This window comes from Nocardioides sp. (genome assembly GCF_050699375.1).
Classification (GTDB): Bacteria; Actinomycetota; Actinomycetes; order Propionibacteriales; family Nocardioidaceae; genus Nocardioides.
The window spans coordinates 1-16,072 of record NZ_JBOHDN010000276.1 but is presented as its reverse complement, the minus strand read 5'-3'; the positions used below and the strand labels follow the sequence as shown (position 1 = coordinate 16,072).

The window sequence follows — 16,072 nt, the reverse complement described above, 5'->3', positions numbered from 1 at the left end:
ATGGCTGCTGGAACTCATTACCTTCCCGGGCTGACCCCGACCAACGAGGCATCGGTCCAGAAATCCGATGACGCCGCGGGTTACTACGTGCTCGGCGACAAGCTGGTCGACGCGAAGGCGCCGACCGGCCCGATCGCGGAGCGCTGGACCACCCGTAAGTTCGAGAACCGTCTGGTCAACCCGGCCAACCGACGCAAGCTCGACGTCATCATCGTCGGCACCGGACTGGCCGGCGGCGCTGCCGCTGCCACGCTCGGCGAGGCCGGCTACAACGTGAAGTCCTTCTGCTACCAGGACTCCCCGCGTCGTGCGCACTCGATCGCCGCACAGGGCGGCATCAACGCCTCCAAGAACTACAAGTCCGACGGCGACTCCGACTACCGGCTCTTCTACGACACCGTCAAGGGCGGCGACTACCGCTCGCGCGAGTCGAACGTCTACCGCCTCGCCGAGGTCTCGACCAACATCATCGACCAGTGCGTGGCGCAGGGCGTTCCCTTCGCCCGCGAGTACGGCGGTCTGCTGGACAACCGCTCCTTCGGCGGCGTCCAGGTCTCGCGTACGTTCTACGCTCGCGGCCAGACCGGTCAGCAGCTGCTCCTCGGCGCCTACCAGGCCATGGAGCGCCAGGTGGCCGCCGGCACCGTCGAGCAGTTCACCCGCCACGAGATGCTCGACGTGATCATCGTCGACGAGAAGGCCCGCGGCATCGTGGCCCGCAACATGGTCACCGGTGAGATCGAGACCCACCTGGCCGACGCGGTCGTGCTCGCCACCGGCGGCTACGGCAACGTCTTCTACCTCTCGACCAACGCGATGGGGTCGAACGTCATGGCCGCGTGGCGCGCGCACCGCAAGGGCGCCTACATGGCCAACCCCTGCTACACGCAGATCCACCCGACCTGCATCCCGGTCACCGGCGCCCACCAGTCGAAGCTGACCCTGATGTCGGAGTCGCTGCGTAACGACGGCCGCATCTGGGTTCCGAAGAACGCCGAGGACTGCACCAAGGACCCGCGCGACATCCCCGAGGAGGACCGCGACTACTTCCTGGAGCGGATCTACCCGGCGTTCGGCAACCTGGTCCCCCGCGACATCGCCTCGCGCTCGGCGAAGTACATGTGCGACGAGGGCCGCGGCGTCGGCCCGGAGGTCGACGAGACCCAGCCCGACGGATCGGTGAAGAAGTTCCGCCGCGGCGTCTACCTCGACCTCGGTGCTGCCATCGAGCGCCTCGGTCGCGACAAGATCGAGGAGAAGTACGACAACCTCCTCGACATGTACGAGCGGATCACCGGCGAGGACCCGTACGAGCGCCCGATGCGGATCTACCCCGCGGTGCACTACGTCATGGGCGGGCTCTGGGTCGACTACGAGCTCCAGACCAGCATCACCGGCCTGTTCTGCACCGGCGAGGCGAACTTCTCCGACCACGGTGCGAACCGCCTCGGCGCCTCGGCGCTCATGCAGGGTCTGGCCGACGGCTACTTCGTGCTGCCGAACACCATCACCGACTACCTCGCCGACGGGCCGTTCGACAAGGTCGACGAGTCCCACCCGGCCGTGGTCGAGGCTCTCGAGGGAGTCACGTCCCGGGTCGAGAAGCTGATGAATATCAACGGCGAGCGCTCCGTGGAGTCCATCCACAAGGAGCTCGGTCAGATCATGTGGGAATACTGCGGCATGGACCGCCGCGAAGAGGGCCTCAAGACGGCCATCGGCCTGATCCGGGAGCTCAAGAAGGAGTTCTGGACCAACGTCAAGGTCCTCGGCTCCGCCGACTCGCTCAACCAGGACCTCGAGAAGGCCAACCGCGTCGCGGACTTCATCGAGCTCGGTGAGCTCATGTGCATCGACGCACTCAACCGACGCGAGTCCTGCGGCGGCCACTTCCGTGGCGAGTCGCAGACCGAGGAGGGCGAGGCGCTGCGCCACGACGAGGAGTTCGCCTACGTCGCGGCCTGGGAGTTCGGTGGCGAGGACGGCGCCCCGGTCCTCCACAAGGAAGACCTGATCTACACCGCCATCGAGATGAAGCAGAGGTCGTACAAGTAATGAAGCTGACTCTTAAGATCTGGCGGCAGGCCGACGCGTCCGACAAGGGTGCGCTCAAGTCGTACGAGCTGGACGGCGTCTCGCAGGACATGTCCTTCCTCGAGATGCTCGACCTGCTCAACGAGCAGCTCCTGCACAACGACGAGGAGCCGGTCGCGTTCGACTCCGACTGTCGTGAGGGCATCTGCGGCACGTGCTCGCTGATGATCAACGGCGAGGCGCACGGGCCCGAGGTCACCACGACCTGCCAGCTGCACATGCGCTCGTTCAAGGACGGTGACACGATCACCATCGAGCCGTGGCGCGCCTCATCGTTCCCGATCGTCAAGGACCTGATCGTCGACCGCTCCGCGTTCGACCGGATCATCCAGAACGGCGGCTACATCTCGGCCAACACCGGCTCGGCTCCCGAGGCCAACTCGGTGCCGGCGCCGCGCGACAAGGCGCAGCGGTCGTTCAACACGGCCACCTGCATCGGCTGCGGCGCCTGCGTCGCCGCCTGCCCCAACGGCTCCGCCTCGCTGTTCCTCGGCGCGAAGATCACCCACCTCGGTGAGCTTCCGCAGGGCCAGCCGGAGCGCTACTCGCGGGTGCAGTCGATGGTCGGCCAGCACGACGCCGAGGGCTTCGGTGGCTGCACCAACATCGGTGAGTGCGCCTCCGCCTGCCCCAAGGAGATCCCGCTAGACGTGATCTCGCAGCTGAACAAGGACCTGCTCAAGTCGATGATCCTCAGCTGACCCCTGGTTCACCCGAAAGGGCCGTCCTCCGAGCGAGGGCGGCCCTTTCGCGTCCCGCCCGGATACGACGGGACGTTCTTGTCGGTTACCGTCGAGTAGAGCGACAGGAACGTCCCGTCGTACCTCGCGGGGCCTGCTGACCGACCACAGGACATTCAGTCGATGCCGGGTCAGGCGGCTCGGTTCCTGAGGAAGCGCTGGCGCTGTGCGGCGGTCAGGGCCCGGCGCTGCTCGACCGTGACCGTCGGGGTCCACCACGTTGGTGGATCCACCGTCCACCGGCGTTCGGGCCCGAGACGCAGCGCGCGCTCGCGGGCTTCCTGCGTACGCCGCAGGAACCGAGCCGGGTCACGCCGGTCGAGCGAGGTCATGGTGACGTACTCCAGTCCGGCCCTGCGGAAGAGACTCTCGCGCTGGATGTCGCTCGCACGCCGTTCGCCCGCGAGATGGAGACTGCCGTCGTACTCACCGACGACACCGGCTCCGACGTCGAGCAGGTCCGGGGTGCCGATGTGGTTCCCTGCGAGATCGAAGACCGGATGGTTGCACAGCAGGTGCGGGAGCCCCAGGTCGAGCTGCCAGCGAAGGCGCATCTCGGGCTCCATCGGCGACCAGCTGGTGAGCCAGATCCGGCTGGCCCGCACCCCGTAATCCGCGCCCCTGTGGATAACCCCTACCGAGACGGATACGACGGGACGTTCTTGCCGGTCTACCGATGGGTAACCGACAAGAACGTCCCGTCGTATCTCTGGAGACCCTCAGGCGAGGGTCAGCTCGACCTCGATGTTGCCCCTCGTGGCGTTGGAGTAGGGGCAGACCTGGTGGGCCTGCTCGGCGAGCTGCTGGGCGGTCGCGGCGTCGGCGCCCGGGATGGTCACCTCGAGCTGCACACTCAGGCCGAAGCCGCCCTGGCCGTTGTCGCCGATGCTGACGTCGGCGACGACCTCGGAGTCGGTCATGTCGACCTTGGCCTTGCCGGCGACCAGCTTCAGCGCCGAGTGGAAGCAGGCGGCGTAGCCGGCCGCGAAGAGCTGCTCCGGGTTGGTGGCACCGCCGGCGCCACCCATCTCCTTCGGGATGCGGACGTCGGCGTCGATGAGTCCGTCGGTGGACTGGACGTGGCCGTTGCGGGCGTCGCCGGTGCTGACTGCGGAGGCTGTGTAGATCGGTGTCATGCGCACAACTATATTGCGCACAATTTAATAGCGCAAGGGAGTAGACTGGTGGATGTGTCCGGACGTACCTATCCGCAGCTCGCGCTCGACGCGCAGCTCTGCTTCCCCCTGTACGCAGCGACCCGAGCCGTCACCAAGCGCTATGTGACGCTGCTCAAGGGGACCGGCCTCACCTATCCGCAGTATCTGGTGATGCTGGTGCTCTGGGAGACGACGGAGCCGCTCTCGGTGACTACGCTCGGCCAGCGGCTGCGGCTCGACTCGGGCACACTGACTCCCCTGCTCAAGCGTCTCGAGACCGCCGGTCTGGTGCGACGCGACCGCGACCCCGGCGACGAGCGTCGGGTGCTGGTCAGCCTCACCGACGACGGTCGGGCGCTGGAGGAGCAGGCCGCCGGCGTGCCGCAGCTGCTCGGCGAGTCGATGGGGATAACCCGCGCCGAGGCGCTCGCGCTGCGCGACCAGCTCACCGAGCTGGTCGACCACCTCGACACGGCCGAGTCCGACTGAGGGACTCCGAGGGGCTACGGCTTGGTCAGCAGCCGCTGCACACCCAGCTTGACCAGCAGGCCGCCGAGGAGAACGTCGACGACCACGAGCACGGCGTGCGCGATGTAGTAAGGCTTGGGACGCGACTGCTCCGGATCCTTGGCCGTCTTGACCAGGTTGCGGCCGAAGTTGGTCCAGATCGCGATCGTCCAGAGTCCGATGACCAGGAGGAGCGCGCCGTCAGTCTTCTCGAGCTTCATGAAACGACTCTCTCATCAACCGTTCGCATCCGGACCTTCAGGGCCGGACTCGGCGGGAGTCGCCGAGACGTACGCGTAGGACGCTGCGTACATGATCACCACCGAGGTGTAGTGGATCCAGACGACCAGGATGAGGGCGATACCGAAGGCTTGGAAGGCCGGCTGACCCTGAGTGGCGGTGAGCAGCAGGGCCGAGGCCTGCTTGAGCGCCTCGAAGCCGATCGCGCCGAGCAACGCGCCACCCCACAGGGCCCGCTTGGGCTTTCCCCTCTGGGGCGCCAGATGGAACATGGCGAAGAACAGCACCATGTTGGCGGCGAGGCCGAGGACCAGGGTGAGGAGCACGATCAGCCAGCCGAAGCCCTCGTCGAGTCCGATCCACTGCAGAACGTTGACCGAGAAGGCGCGTACGAGGCCGGTGGCTGCCACCGCCACCAGCAGGATCATGCCGAGACCGATCAGCGCCGCCAGGTCGCGCGCCTTGGCCGCCAGGAAGCCGGGCTGGATCTCGTCGGGCACCACGAAGACGATCTGGAGGGCTTGGCGCAGGCCGGCCAGGAAGCCGAGGCCGGCGTAGAGCAGACCGAAAGCACCGATGATCCCGACCGTGCCGGCGGCGCTCTCGATGTCGGCGAGCTTGATCTGGCCCTTCCCGTTGCCGACCAGCCCCGGCAGGACCTGGTCGATCGCGTCGATCAGGTCGGCCTCGGCGCCGGCGTACACCTTGGCGATCTGCCCCACCGCGAAGAACCCGAGCGCGAGCATCGGGAAGGTCGACAGGAAGCCGAAGTAGGTGAGCGCGCCGGCCTGCTGGGAAGCGCTCACTTCGCTGTAATGCTCCTGCGTACGCAGCACCCGGTCCAGCGCCGGGAATCGCGCTCGCAGCTCGGCGATCTTCGCCTTGACCTTCTCCATCCCGAGATCCCCCATCTATCGAACGTGGCGGGATAACGCCCGCCCTCAGCCGGTAAGTGCTGCTCTCAATGCGAACTCGCGGGTCGGGCGCCAACCATCCGTGTCGTCGTGGACGTAGAGGTGGAACTCCTCGACCGACCACTCGCACTCGAAGTCGGCCAGCTCCGCGAAAGCCTTGTCGAGGCTAGCGTCGGGAAGGTCGTGAGCGATCGTGACATGCGGGTGATACGGGAACGTGAGCTTCTGGTCGAGCGGGCCATGCCGGACTGTGTTGGCGAGCTGCTCACAGCCCGAGATGCCTTGCACCACGGCGACGAAGACCACTGGCGAGACCGGCCGGAAGGTGCCGGTGCCGCGCAGATGGACGCTGAACGGAGCGACCCCCGATGCCGCTGTCTGGAGATGTGCCTCGACGTCGGGCAGCAGATCGTCGTGGATCTCTGTCGGCGGCACGAGGGTGATGTGCGTCGGGATCATGGTTGCCGTCGCGTCCCCGAGAGACGTCCGGTAGTCCTGGAGTCGACTTGCCCATGGCTCCGGGATAGCGATGGCAACACCGATGGTGCGCATGCGCCGACCTTACTAGCCGAGAGGCGGCGCGGGGGGCACTAGGCCAACCCGCTCGTAGACGTCGGCCAGAGTCTTGCGGGCAACCGCGCCCGCCGTCTCCGCGCCCCGCCGCAGGACGCCGTCGAGATAGGTCTTGTCCTCGAGCACCTCGAAGGTCTTCTCGCGGAAGGGCGTGACGTAGTCGACGACGACGTCGGCAAGGTCCTTCTTGAGGTCGCCGTAGCCCTTGCCGGCGTACTTCTCGACGAGCGTGTCGATCTCGGACCCGGTCAGTGCGGAGTAGATCCGCAGCAGGTTGGAGACGCCCGGCTTGGCCTCCTCGTCGAAGCGGATCTCCATCTCGGAGTCGGTGACCGCGGAGCGGATCTTCTTCGCCGAGACCTTGGGGTCGTCGAGCATGTCGATCAGGCCGGCCGGGCTCGATGCCGACTTGGACATCTTGCTCGTCGGGTCCTGGAGGTCGTAGATCTTGGCGACCTCCTTGAGGATGTAGGGCTCGGGAAGCTTGAAGGTCTTCTTGTAGCGGCTGTTGAACCGCTGCGCCAGGTCGCGGGTCAGCTCCAGGTGCTGACGCTGGTCCTCGCCGACCGGGACGTACGCCGGGCGGTAGAGCAGGATGTCGGCGGCCATCAGCATCGGGTAGCTGAACAGGCCGACGGAGGCCGCGCCCTCACCACCCTTGGCGGACTTGTCCTTGAACTGGGTCATCCGGCGCGCCTCGCCGAAGGACGTGATGCACTGCATCACCCAGCCGAGCTGGGCGTGCTCGGGGAGGTGGGACTGGACGAAGATCGCGGACCGCTCCGGGTCGACACCGGCCGCCAACAGCTGGGCGGCGGCCCGCCGCGTACGTTCCCGCAGGACCTTCGGGTCCTGCTCGACCGTGATCGCGTGCAGGTCGGCGATGAAGAAGAACGGCTCGTGCTCCTCCTGCAGGCTCACCCACTGCCGCACCGCGCCGAGGTAGTTGCCGAGGTGGTAGGAGTCGGCGGTCGGCTGGATGCCGGAGAGGACCCTGGGCCGAGTGGTCGAGGCGGGACCCGAGACGGACGGGTCCCGGGGAGCGGTGCTGCCGGTCATGGACGCATTCTGACAGCCGCTCGCCGAAAGGCTCGAAATGGTGGCCCGATGTCGATGTCTACGTTCTGTGGACCCTTCTGTGGACCCTGCCCGCGGCACTGATCTGCGTGCCGGCCATGAGCCTCGGCGCCCCCCGTGATCAACGTCGAGGACCGTGGCCGCCCGCGGTCTTGAAGGCCGCGGGCAGGATCCGCATGACCACTCAACGACGGATCTTCGGTTGGGTTATCGAAAGGTGCACCAAATTCTTACGAAGTTGTGGGAATCCTGAGAATCTCTACTCAGCCGGGATTCGATCGCCCGTCAAAAGCCCGTTCGCTGAACGAAACCTGATCCTGTTACCGTGGTTGGTCGACCCGCGGATCCTCCAAGGGGTCCGCAGCCTTGCCCAACCAGCCAACAGGGTTCAAGGCCCGGCGACCTTCGAGGAGACCTGTGAACCAAACGTCCGCTGCCAATGCGCGCATGCTGCTTGCGACCGATCTGGACGGAACCTTCCTGGCCGGCGACCCGGAGGCGAAGGTCAAGCTCTACCAGACGCTGAGCCGGCGTGAGGACGTACTTCTGTCTTTTGTCACCGGTCGTGGCCTCGAGTCGGTGATGCCGCTGCTGGCCGACCCGACCATCCCCACGCCCGACTTCATCATCTGCGACGTCGGTGCCACGATCGTGACCGGACACGACCTGCTCGCCGTCGAGCCCATCCAGCAGGAGATCGCCGCCAAGTGGCCCGGCGAGCTCACCGTCCTCGAGAAGATCGGCGACCGGCCCGGGCTGGTGCGCCAGAACGTTCCCCAGGACCGCCGGGTCTCCTACTTCTGCGACCCCGAGGCGGTCACCGACGATCTCGCCCCGCTGGTGGCGCAGATCGGCTGCGACCTGCTCTACTCCGCCAGCCACTACCTCGATGTGCTCCCCGGCGGGATCAACAAGGGCCACACCGTCACCAAGCTGGTCGAGCACCTCGGCATCCCCAAGGACCGCGTGCTGGTCGCCGGTGACACCCTCAACGACCTGTCGATGTACGACATCGGGTTCCCGGGTGTCTGCGTCGGCGAGGCCGAGGACCTGCTCCTGGACGCGACCCGGGACAAGGGACGTACGTTCCACGCCACCTCCCCCGGCACCGGCGGGATCCTGCAGGCGATCAGGCACTTCAACCTGCTCGACGACGAGCACATCTTTGACCCCGAGAACGACGCTGATGACCCCGGAAAGTCCGACCTCGTCATGCTGTACCACCGCCTCCCCTATGACGAGGTGGTCGAGGACGGGGAGGTCAAGCGCCGGCGCCCGAAGTCGCCCAACGGCATCATCCCGACGCTGCTGTCGTTCTTCACCGAGCGCACCGGGTCCTGGGTCGCCTGGTCGATCGACGATCCCAAGCGCGGCGAGTTCGCCACGCACACGGTCGTCGACCCCAAGCTCTATCCCGGGCTGGTGGCATCGCGACTGCCGCTGTCGAAGAAGGACGTCGACATCTTCTACAAGCGCTTCTCCAAGGAGGCGTTCTGGCCGCTGCTGCACACCTTCTGGGAGCGCGCGAAGTTCAAGGAGGAGGACTGGCAGGTCTACTGCCGGGTCAACAAGGCCTTCGCCGAGCAGGCGGCGGCCGAGGCCGCGTACGGCGGGATCGTCTGGATCCACGACTACAACCTGTGGATGGTGCCGGCCTACCTGCGTGAGCTGCGGCCGGATGTGAAGATCGCGTTCCTGCATCACACCCACTTCCCGTCCTCGGACGTGTTCAACGTGGTGCCGTGGCGCCGCGAGATCATCGGGTCGCTGCTGCAGTGCGACTACATCTCCTTCCACATCCCGCGCCAGGTGGAGAACTTCGTCGACGTGGCGCGCGGGGTGGCGCCGGTCGCGGTCGTCGAGACCGAGGACTGCGCTCCGCGCTTCCGGACGTACGGCTTCGCACTGGGCCTCGACACCATGCCGTCGGTCATCGACGTCGGTGGGCGTCGGGTGCACCTGGGCGCGAACCCGGTCAGCGTGGACACGAAGAAGATCGAGGACACGCTGGCCACCGACGCCGTGCAGAAGTCGATCGCCCGGGTCAAGACGGAGTTCGCCGGGCAGCGGATCGCGCTGGCCGTCTCGCGGCTCGACTACACCAAGGGCGTGCTGCAGCAGCTCGAGGCCTTCGAGCGCGCGCTGCTCGAGGATCCCTCGCTGATGGGTGAGCTGTCGCTGGTGCTGGTGTGCGTGCCGGCGGCCGGCGAGATGACCGTCTACAAGTCGCTGCAGAACCAGATCGAGCAGGCCGTCGGGCGGATCAACGGCCGGTTCTCGCGAATGGGCTGGATGCCGGTGCACTTCTTCTTCCGGCCGATCCCGTTCGAGGAGCTGCTGGCCTACTACGCCAACGCCGACATCATGTGGATCACCCCGCTGCGCGACGGCCTGAACCTGGTCGCGAAGGAGTACGCCGCGGTCCACGGCCTCCTCGGCACGAGCGGCACGCTGGTGCTCTCCGAGTTCGCCGGGGCCGCTGCCGAGCTGCGCGGCGCGGTGCTGACCAACCCGCACGACGTCTCCGACATGGTCAGGGTCTTCCTGCAGGCCGTCGACATGGACGAGGCCGAGACCAAGGACCGGATGCGTGGGCTGTGGGACACGGTCCGCCACCACGACTCCAAGGCCTGGGCCGACGGGTTCATCGCGGCGGTCGAGGCCGCCACCGCCGCTCCCGAGGACGAGGCAGACCTCTAGAAGATCCGCCGAGTCGGCGCGTTATGACGCGCCGACTCGGCATCGTCTGGCGTCAGGATGAGCCGACTCGGCGTTCCCCTTGAACCCGGCGCCGGCCAGACCGGCTCCGACCAGCGGCGCCTCGCGGGCGCTCCAGGTGTCGAGCGCGATGCCGCCGGCGAAGGCACCGAGGGCGTTGGCGATGTTGAGGCTCGCGTGGTTCATGGCGGCGCCGAGGGTCACCGCGTCGTCGGCGACGTCCATGAGGCGGACCTGCAGGTTGATCACCAGCACCGAGGCCACCGCGGTGGTCAGGAACGCGACCGGCGCGAGCCACCAGCCGGTCGGCGCGACCAGCCAGAAGAGTCCCAGCACCGCGATCATGCCGAGGCTGCTGGCGAGCAGCGAGCCCATCACCGACCAGCGTGCCATCTCCCCTGCGACCCAGGTGCCGACGACCATGCCGATGCCGAACGCGAAGACGAACCACGGCACCGCTCCCTCTGCCAGCCCGGCGGTGTCGGTGACGATCGGGGAGATGTAGGAGTAGGCCGCGAACATGCCGCCGAACCCGATCGCGCCGGCCAGCATGGTCAGCCAGACCTGCTTGTTGGTGAAGAACCTGCCGGCCTCGCTGCGGCCGGTGGCGTTGGGGTCGCCCGGGAAGTGGGGCACCGAGATCTGCACCAGGACCACGGTCAGCAGGGCGAGGCCCGCTGCGGCTGCGTACGGTGCCCGCCAGCCGGCCGTCTGACCGAGCCAGGTCGCGAACGGGACACCGATCACGTTGGCGACAGAGAGCCCGAGCATCACCAGGGCGACTGCTCGTCCGCGGTGCGACGGCTTGGCCATCGACGTCGCGACGATGGTCGCGACACCGAAGTAGGCGCCGTGCGGCAGCCCGTCCAGGAACCTCGCGACGAGCAGCATGTGGAAGTCGACGGCGACGGCGCTGAGCACGTTGAACAGGGCGTACGCCGCCATCAGTGCGAGCAGCAGACCCTTGCGCGGAAGGTGGGCGACGAAGAACGACAAGATGGGTACGCCGACGACCACTCCGACCGCATAAGCGCTGATCAGGTGGCCCGCCGTCGAGGTTCCGACACCGACACCCTCTGCGATCTCGGGCAGCACACCCATGGTGACGAACTCGGTCGTACCGATCGCGAAACCACCCATCGCGAGCGCGAGCACGGCGATGGTGAAACGGGCAGGAGTGACCGGCCTGGCGGCGGTCGTGGTGCTAACGGTGTCGGTCACTACGGACTAACCATGGCCACTTCAGAGGCTATTCCGTGAATCGGTGTGACCCGTGTCCCCTGCCGAGGCGTCACTTCTGCAGGCCGAGGCGTCAGCTCTGCAGGCCGAGGCGTCAGCTCTGCAGGCCGAGGCGTCAGCTCTGCCGGCCGAGGCGTCAGCTTTGCAGGCCGAGTGGGCACCCCGGTGACCTCTCGGCCTGCAGAGGACCTCTCGACCTGCAGAAGTGACTTCTCGGCAGCGGATTTGTCAACTTCGGTTGACAATACTCGACTGTCAACTTACATTGACAGCATGACGGATGTGAAGGACCTTGCCGAGTCGGCCGCGAGCGCCGACCCGCGCATCGGGTTGCGAGCCGCGCTCGCGCTGCGTCGCCTTGCCGACTCGCTGGAGCGGCTGCAGGTGACGAACGCCCGCCGACAGGGATGGGCCTGGCAGGAGATCGCCGATGCGTTGGAGGTCAGCCGGCAGGCGGTCCACAAGAAGTACGCGAAGGAGACCTGATGTTCGAGAGATTCACCAAGTCCGCCCGCGAGGCGGTGACCGGGGCCCAGACGTACGCCACCGAGCTCGGCCACGAGCGCATCGGCGACGATCACCTGCTGCTGGCCATCCGGTCGGGGTCTGATTCCGCTGCCGCCCGGGCCCTTGCCGACGCGGGTGTGGATCCCGCAGCGCTACGCGTGGAGATCGAGCGGGCCCACGGGCACCTGGGCGACGATGACGCCGACGCCCTGTCCGCGCTCGGGATCGACCTGGACGCGGTGCGCGCCAAGGTCGAGGAGACGTTCGGCGAAGGAGCCCTGGACAACGGGAAGCCACGCCGCCGCCTCGGCGGGCACATTCCCTTCACCAAGGATGGGAAGAAGGTCCTCGAGCTGGCGTTGCGCGAGGCGATCCGGCTCGAGGATCGCTCCATCGGCTCCGAGCACATCCTGCTCGGGATCATCCGCGCGGAGGGGGAAGGACATGCTGCCCTACGGGCCCTCGGCGTGGATGCTGCTGCGCTTCGCCGCATGCTCGAACGCGGCGAAGCCGCCTGACGCCGAAGCGTCACCGCCGCAGGCCGAGGCGTCACGCCCGCAGGCGGTCAGCCGGCCAGATGGGACCAGGCCGGGGCAAGGCCAGACCAGGGGCCCACGGCCGCGACCTCACCGTCGACCATGACGACCACGCGGTCGGCCTGGGCAAGAGCGGCCCGCTTGGAGGTCGCCCCGATGACCGTGGTGTGCCGGTCGCGCAGCGCCCGCCAGAGCTCGATCTCGGTGGCCGCGTCGAGCGCGCTGGAGACGTCGTCGGCCAGGAGCAGCTCGGTGCCCGCGGCCAAGGCCCGTGCCAGAGCGAGGCGCTGGACCTGACCACCTGAGAGGCGTACGCCCCGGTGGCCGACGATCGCATCCGGTCCGCCCGCCTCCTTCACGTCGAGCTCGAGGCGGGCATCGGCGACGGGGTCGTCGAAGGGCCGGTCGTGGCCCAGGCGGATGTTGTCGGCGAAGGTGCCCGAGAGCACCCGCGGCACCTGTGCGACGTACGCAACCTGCCCAGGCCTCAAGAAGGCCTGCGGGTCCGCGACCAGCTCATCGTTCCACCGGACCTCGCCGGTGTGCTCGATGAGGCCGGCGAGCGACGCGAGCAGGGACGACTTGCCCGAGCCGACCTGCCCGACCAGCAGCACCAGCTCGCCGCGCTCGATGGTGAGCGAGACGTCGGAGACACCGATGGTGCCGTCGTCGTGAACCGCGGACAGCCCCGCGAGCTCCAGCGACCGCAGCGAGACCCGCTCGACCGGAGCCGGGTCCGGAGCTGCGCCGGAGACCAGGTCGACATCGGGCGGCAGGTCCATCAGGTCGCGACCGCTCGCGAACCGGCTGGTCTCCTTCTGCCAGGCACGGGTGCCGGGCGCCTCGGTCACGACCATGCCGGCCACCCGGCCGAACCAGTCGAAGCCCGAGACCGCGTTGGTCACCAGCAGCGCGGTCGCCAGCCCCCAGCCGCCGCCGAAGTAGATGCCCCAGGCAGCCACGACACCGCACTGCACCATGAGCGCGGGTACTCCGTCGAGGAATGCCTGCACCCGGTGCTCCTTCACCGCTGCCTCGACGCGGCCGGAGTCGACGTGCTGCAGGTGGATGTGGACCTGCGGGGTGGCAGCGGCCAGCTTCACGGTGCGCACCGACTCCAGCGCGGAGACCACCGCGCGACCGAACCGCGCACGGGCCGCGGAGGAGGCCGAGGCCGAGCGGCCGGCGATCGGCCGGCCGACCGCGGAGGCCAGCGCCGAGGCGATCATGACTACCAGGAGCACGACGCCGGCCAGCGCGGTGCCCGCGAGCAGCGCCGTCACCGCAGCGATGACGAGTCCGTTGAAGAAGTCGACCCAGCGGTCGGCGTACCGGGCGTAGCGGTCCGCGTCCATCGACCGCGCGACGACCTCGCCCGGCGGCGTACGCGTCAGGCGGTGCTGGCGGGTCTGGCCGTAGAGCACCGCCATCCGGGCGCGCAGCATGACCTCGATCCACCAGCGCGGGTAGCGGTAGAAGGCGTCGGCGAGCATCAACGGCGCGGCCAGCAGGCTGACCACCAGCAGCACCGACATCACCGTCGGCGTCCCGCCGTCCTGCAGCGACTCGACGATGCGACCCCAGAGCAGACCGGTGAAGGCACCCTGCGCGCCGGTCATCGACGCGAACAGGAAGAGCAGCGCGCCCGCGACACCCCACTCGGGGCGGATGAAGAGGGCGTGCGCGATCCCGCGGGTCAGCGACGGGCCGGTGCCGACCTCGGGGACCTCCGGTGGCGGTCCTGAGCGCCGCTTGCCGCCCACGTTGCCCTCGGCGACATGGTCGAGGGTGGAGTGGTCGACCGGCTTGACGTCCGGCGAAGGTGAGTCATGGTGCTCGGTGCGGCTGGCGTCGAGCAGGTCCCGGAACGGGCCGGGCGCGGCCGCCAGGGAGGCCCGCAGCCCGTCCTGGATCACTCGGCCGTGGTCGAGCACGGCGACATGCGGCGCCCGCTCGATGGTGGAGAGGCGGTGGGCGATCAGGATGCCCGTACGTCCCGTGAGCAGCCGGTCCGAGGCCGCGACCACCCTGCGCTCGGTGAGCGGGTCCATCCGTGCGGTCGCCTCGTCGAGCACGACCACTCGTACGTCACGCACCAGCAATCGGGCGAAGGCGACCAGCTGCTCCTCCCCCGCCGACAGCGAGGTGCCACCAGGTCCGAGCAGGGTGTCGAGACCGTCGGGCAGGCCGTCCACCCACTCCGAGAGCCCGAGCCTGGCGACCGCGCCCTCGATGTCCTCGCGCGGGCGCTCGTCGTCGAAGAGGGAGATGTTCTCGGCGAGCGTGCCGGCCAGGATCTCCGTACGCTGCGTCACCACGCCCACCGAGGCGCGCAGCTGCTGCAGGTCGAGGTCGCGTACGTCGACGCCACCGAGGAACACCGATCCGTGCGGCGGCTCGACGGCTCGGGAGAGCAGCGAGGCGAGCGTCGACTTGCCCGAGCCGGTGCGGCCGACCAGCGCGATGGTGTCACCAGCCGGCACCGTGAGCGAGATGCCCTGGAGGGCGAAGGCGCCCTCGGCGTAGGAGAAGGTCAGGTCGCGCAGCTCGACCTCCAGCGCTCCCCCGTCGGGCACCGGGGCGCCACCTTCGGGCTCCGGCTCGGTAGCCAGCATCTGGCGCAGCCGGATCACCGCGCCCATCCCCGCCTGGATCTCGGGCAGGTGGCTGGCGAGCATCGCGATCTGCCCTACGAAGGTGCTCGTGACCAGGAACAACGTCACCAGCGCGCTGATCCCGAGCTGGTCGGTGGCGGCGAGGGCCACGCCAGCTAGGCCGATGCCGGCCAGCAGGGAGTGCAGGAGCACGCCGGCACGCCGGCCGACCTTCGCCTCGACCGTGACCACCGCACGGAACCTGTCGTGGACCGTCGCCGAGAGCCTCGCCACCCGGCCGACGACGTGGGCCTGACCCAGGCTCGTACGCAGGTCGTCACGCCCCGCGATGCCCTCCTCGAGCACAGCAGCGTGGTCGGTCCAGGACGCTTCCTCGATGACCTTGAGGCGCGAGATCTCGCCCAGCAGCCGGCGGATGGCGAACCAGGTCACCACCGCCAGCAACGGGAACAGGAACGCCGCCGGCCACCAGGTGAAGCTCGCCACGATCCACATCGGCAGCGCCGCGAAGATCGAACGGAACAGCATCCACAGCTGCCAGCGCAGCAGGTTGCCGACCTCGTGGGAGTCGTCGTCGACCCGGTCGAGGATCTCGCCCACCGCCTGCTCGCTGAGCTCGGCGAGCGGCTGGCGCATGGCGGCCTGGAGCACGTCCTCGCGCAGCCTGCCCTCGACCCGGTCGGAGGCACCGACCCACGCGATCTTGGCCGTCGAGTCGACCAGCGAAGCACCGATCACGCACAGCGCCAGCCACCCGACGAGGCTGGCGGTCGGATTCTCGGCCAGCCGGCCGGCCACGATGGTGCCGATCGACTGAGCAACCATGGCCACCGCCAGGGCGATCAGGGCAGCAGTCGTCACCGGTCCTCTCAGGCGTCGCCAGTCGACCTGTCGACTCGAGTCGACAGGCTTGGCGGGGACTCCGAGAGCCTGGCCGGAAGTCGGCACGGGCGGAGTCGAGAGGGTCGCGGTCATCAATAGATCACGGTATGCGCGACCACCGACACTTACCTAAAGGTTTTCCGCCCTGGAGAGGGGTCGAACAGGCCACCTACCTGCGGAAATAGGGAACCGATAAAGATCTGGAGAGCAACCTCACACACCCCAGGAAGGCGTCCGAGCGCGCCGCGGCCCGGCACGAGATCCGTGCCGGGC

The 16,072-nt window shown here is 68.2% G+C and carries 14 protein-coding genes; 6 read left to right on the top strand and 8 right to left on the bottom strand.

What is annotated here, in order from left to right; translation table 11 throughout:
- Together ACRDPS_RS19955 and ACRDPS_RS19950 are read left to right on the top strand one after the other, a co-directional pair.
- Nucleotides 1-2,055, top strand: coding sequence for a fumarate reductase/succinate dehydrogenase flavoprotein subunit (locus tag ACRDPS_RS19955; protein ID WP_431503405.1), 2,055 nt, complete (start codon nt 1-3; stop codon nt 2,053-2,055).
- Complete coding sequence (locus ACRDPS_RS19950; protein WP_431503404.1) at nt 2,055-2,795, top strand: succinate dehydrogenase/fumarate reductase iron-sulfur subunit; 741 nt, start codon at nt 2,055-2,057, stop codon at nt 2,793-2,795. The genes ACRDPS_RS19955 and ACRDPS_RS19950 overlap by 1 nt, the downstream gene beginning before the upstream one ends.
- 170 nt (nt 2,796-2,965) lie before the next feature.
- Here ACRDPS_RS19950 and ACRDPS_RS19945 read toward each other — a convergent pair whose 3' ends face one another.
- Entirely contained in the window at nt 2,966-3,439 is a 474-nt protein-coding gene (locus tag ACRDPS_RS19945) for a hypothetical protein (protein WP_431503403.1), read from the bottom strand.
- A gap of 114 nt (nt 3,440-3,553) precedes the next feature.
- Nucleotides 3,554-3,970, bottom strand: a complete 417-nt coding sequence (locus tag ACRDPS_RS19940; protein ID WP_431503402.1) for an organic hydroperoxide resistance protein — start codon at nt 3,968-3,970, stop codon at nt 3,554-3,556.
- A gap of 48 nt (nt 3,971-4,018) precedes the next feature.
- Between ACRDPS_RS19940 and ACRDPS_RS19935 the strand changes: the two genes are divergently transcribed.
- Nucleotides 4,019-4,480, top strand: a complete 462-nt coding sequence (locus ACRDPS_RS19935; protein ID WP_431503401.1) for a MarR family winged helix-turn-helix transcriptional regulator — start codon at nt 4,019-4,021, stop codon at nt 4,478-4,480.
- A gap of 14 nt (nt 4,481-4,494) precedes the next feature.
- Here ACRDPS_RS19935 and ACRDPS_RS19930 read toward each other — a convergent pair whose 3' ends face one another.
- From ACRDPS_RS19930 to trpS, 4 genes are read right to left on the bottom strand one after another with little or no spacing between them, the layout of a single operon-like run.
- Nucleotides 4,495-4,719, bottom strand: coding sequence for an SCO4848 family membrane protein (locus ACRDPS_RS19930; RefSeq protein ID WP_431503400.1), 225 nt, complete (start codon nt 4,717-4,719; stop codon nt 4,495-4,497).
- Between the two features lie 15 nt (nt 4,720-4,734).
- Nucleotides 4,735-5,649 (bottom strand): YihY/virulence factor BrkB family protein, encoded by a 915-nt coding sequence (locus tag ACRDPS_RS19925; RefSeq protein ID WP_431503399.1) that lies wholly within the window; start codon nt 5,647-5,649, stop codon nt 4,735-4,737.
- 30 nt (nt 5,650-5,679) lie between these two features.
- On the bottom strand, nt 5,680-6,204 hold the full coding sequence (locus ACRDPS_RS19920; protein WP_431503398.1) for a 2'-5' RNA ligase family protein: 525 nt from the start codon (nt 6,202-6,204) through the stop codon (nt 5,680-5,682).
- 12 nt (nt 6,205-6,216) lie between these two features.
- On the bottom strand, nt 6,217-7,284 hold the full coding sequence (gene trpS, locus ACRDPS_RS19915; RefSeq protein ID WP_431503397.1) for a tryptophan--tRNA ligase: 1,068 nt from the start codon (nt 7,282-7,284) through the stop codon (nt 6,217-6,219).
- A gap of 465 nt (nt 7,285-7,749) precedes the next feature.
- Here trpS and ggpS point away from each other — a divergent pair, with 465 nt between their 5' ends.
- Complete coding sequence (gene ggpS, locus ACRDPS_RS19910) at nt 7,750-10,002, top strand: glucosylglycerol-phosphate synthase (RefSeq protein ID WP_431503396.1); 2,253 nt, start codon at nt 7,750-7,752, stop codon at nt 10,000-10,002.
- A 21-nt stretch (nt 10,003-10,023) separates the two neighbouring features.
- Here the strand turns inward: ggpS and ACRDPS_RS19905 are convergent, their stop codons facing one another.
- Nucleotides 10,024-11,241, bottom strand: coding sequence for an MFS transporter (locus ACRDPS_RS19905; RefSeq protein ID WP_431503395.1), 1,218 nt, complete (start codon nt 11,239-11,241; stop codon nt 10,024-10,026).
- A gap of 291 nt (nt 11,242-11,532) precedes the next feature.
- Here ACRDPS_RS19905 and ACRDPS_RS19900 point away from each other — a divergent pair, with 291 nt between their 5' ends.
- The gene (locus tag ACRDPS_RS19900) at nt 11,533-11,745 is read left to right on the top strand and encodes an RNA polymerase subunit sigma-70 (protein WP_431503394.1); all 213 of its coding nucleotides are present in this window, start codon (nt 11,533-11,535) and stop codon (nt 11,743-11,745) included.
- Nucleotides 11,745-12,284 carry a Clp protease N-terminal domain-containing protein gene (locus ACRDPS_RS19895; protein ID WP_431503393.1) on the top strand — a complete coding sequence of 180 codons (540 nt, stop codon included), beginning with the start codon at nt 11,745-11,747 and terminating at the stop codon, nt 12,282-12,284. The genes ACRDPS_RS19900 and ACRDPS_RS19895 overlap by 1 nt, the downstream gene beginning before the upstream one ends.
- Before the next feature lie 47 nt (nt 12,285-12,331).
- On the opposite strand, the gene ACRDPS_RS19890 is transcribed toward ACRDPS_RS19895, so the two are convergent.
- On the bottom strand, nt 12,332-15,778 hold the full coding sequence (locus ACRDPS_RS19890; protein WP_431503392.1) for an ATP-binding cassette domain-containing protein: 3,447 nt from the start codon (nt 15,776-15,778) through the stop codon (nt 12,332-12,334).
- Nucleotides 15,779-16,072: the final 294 nt, after the last annotated feature.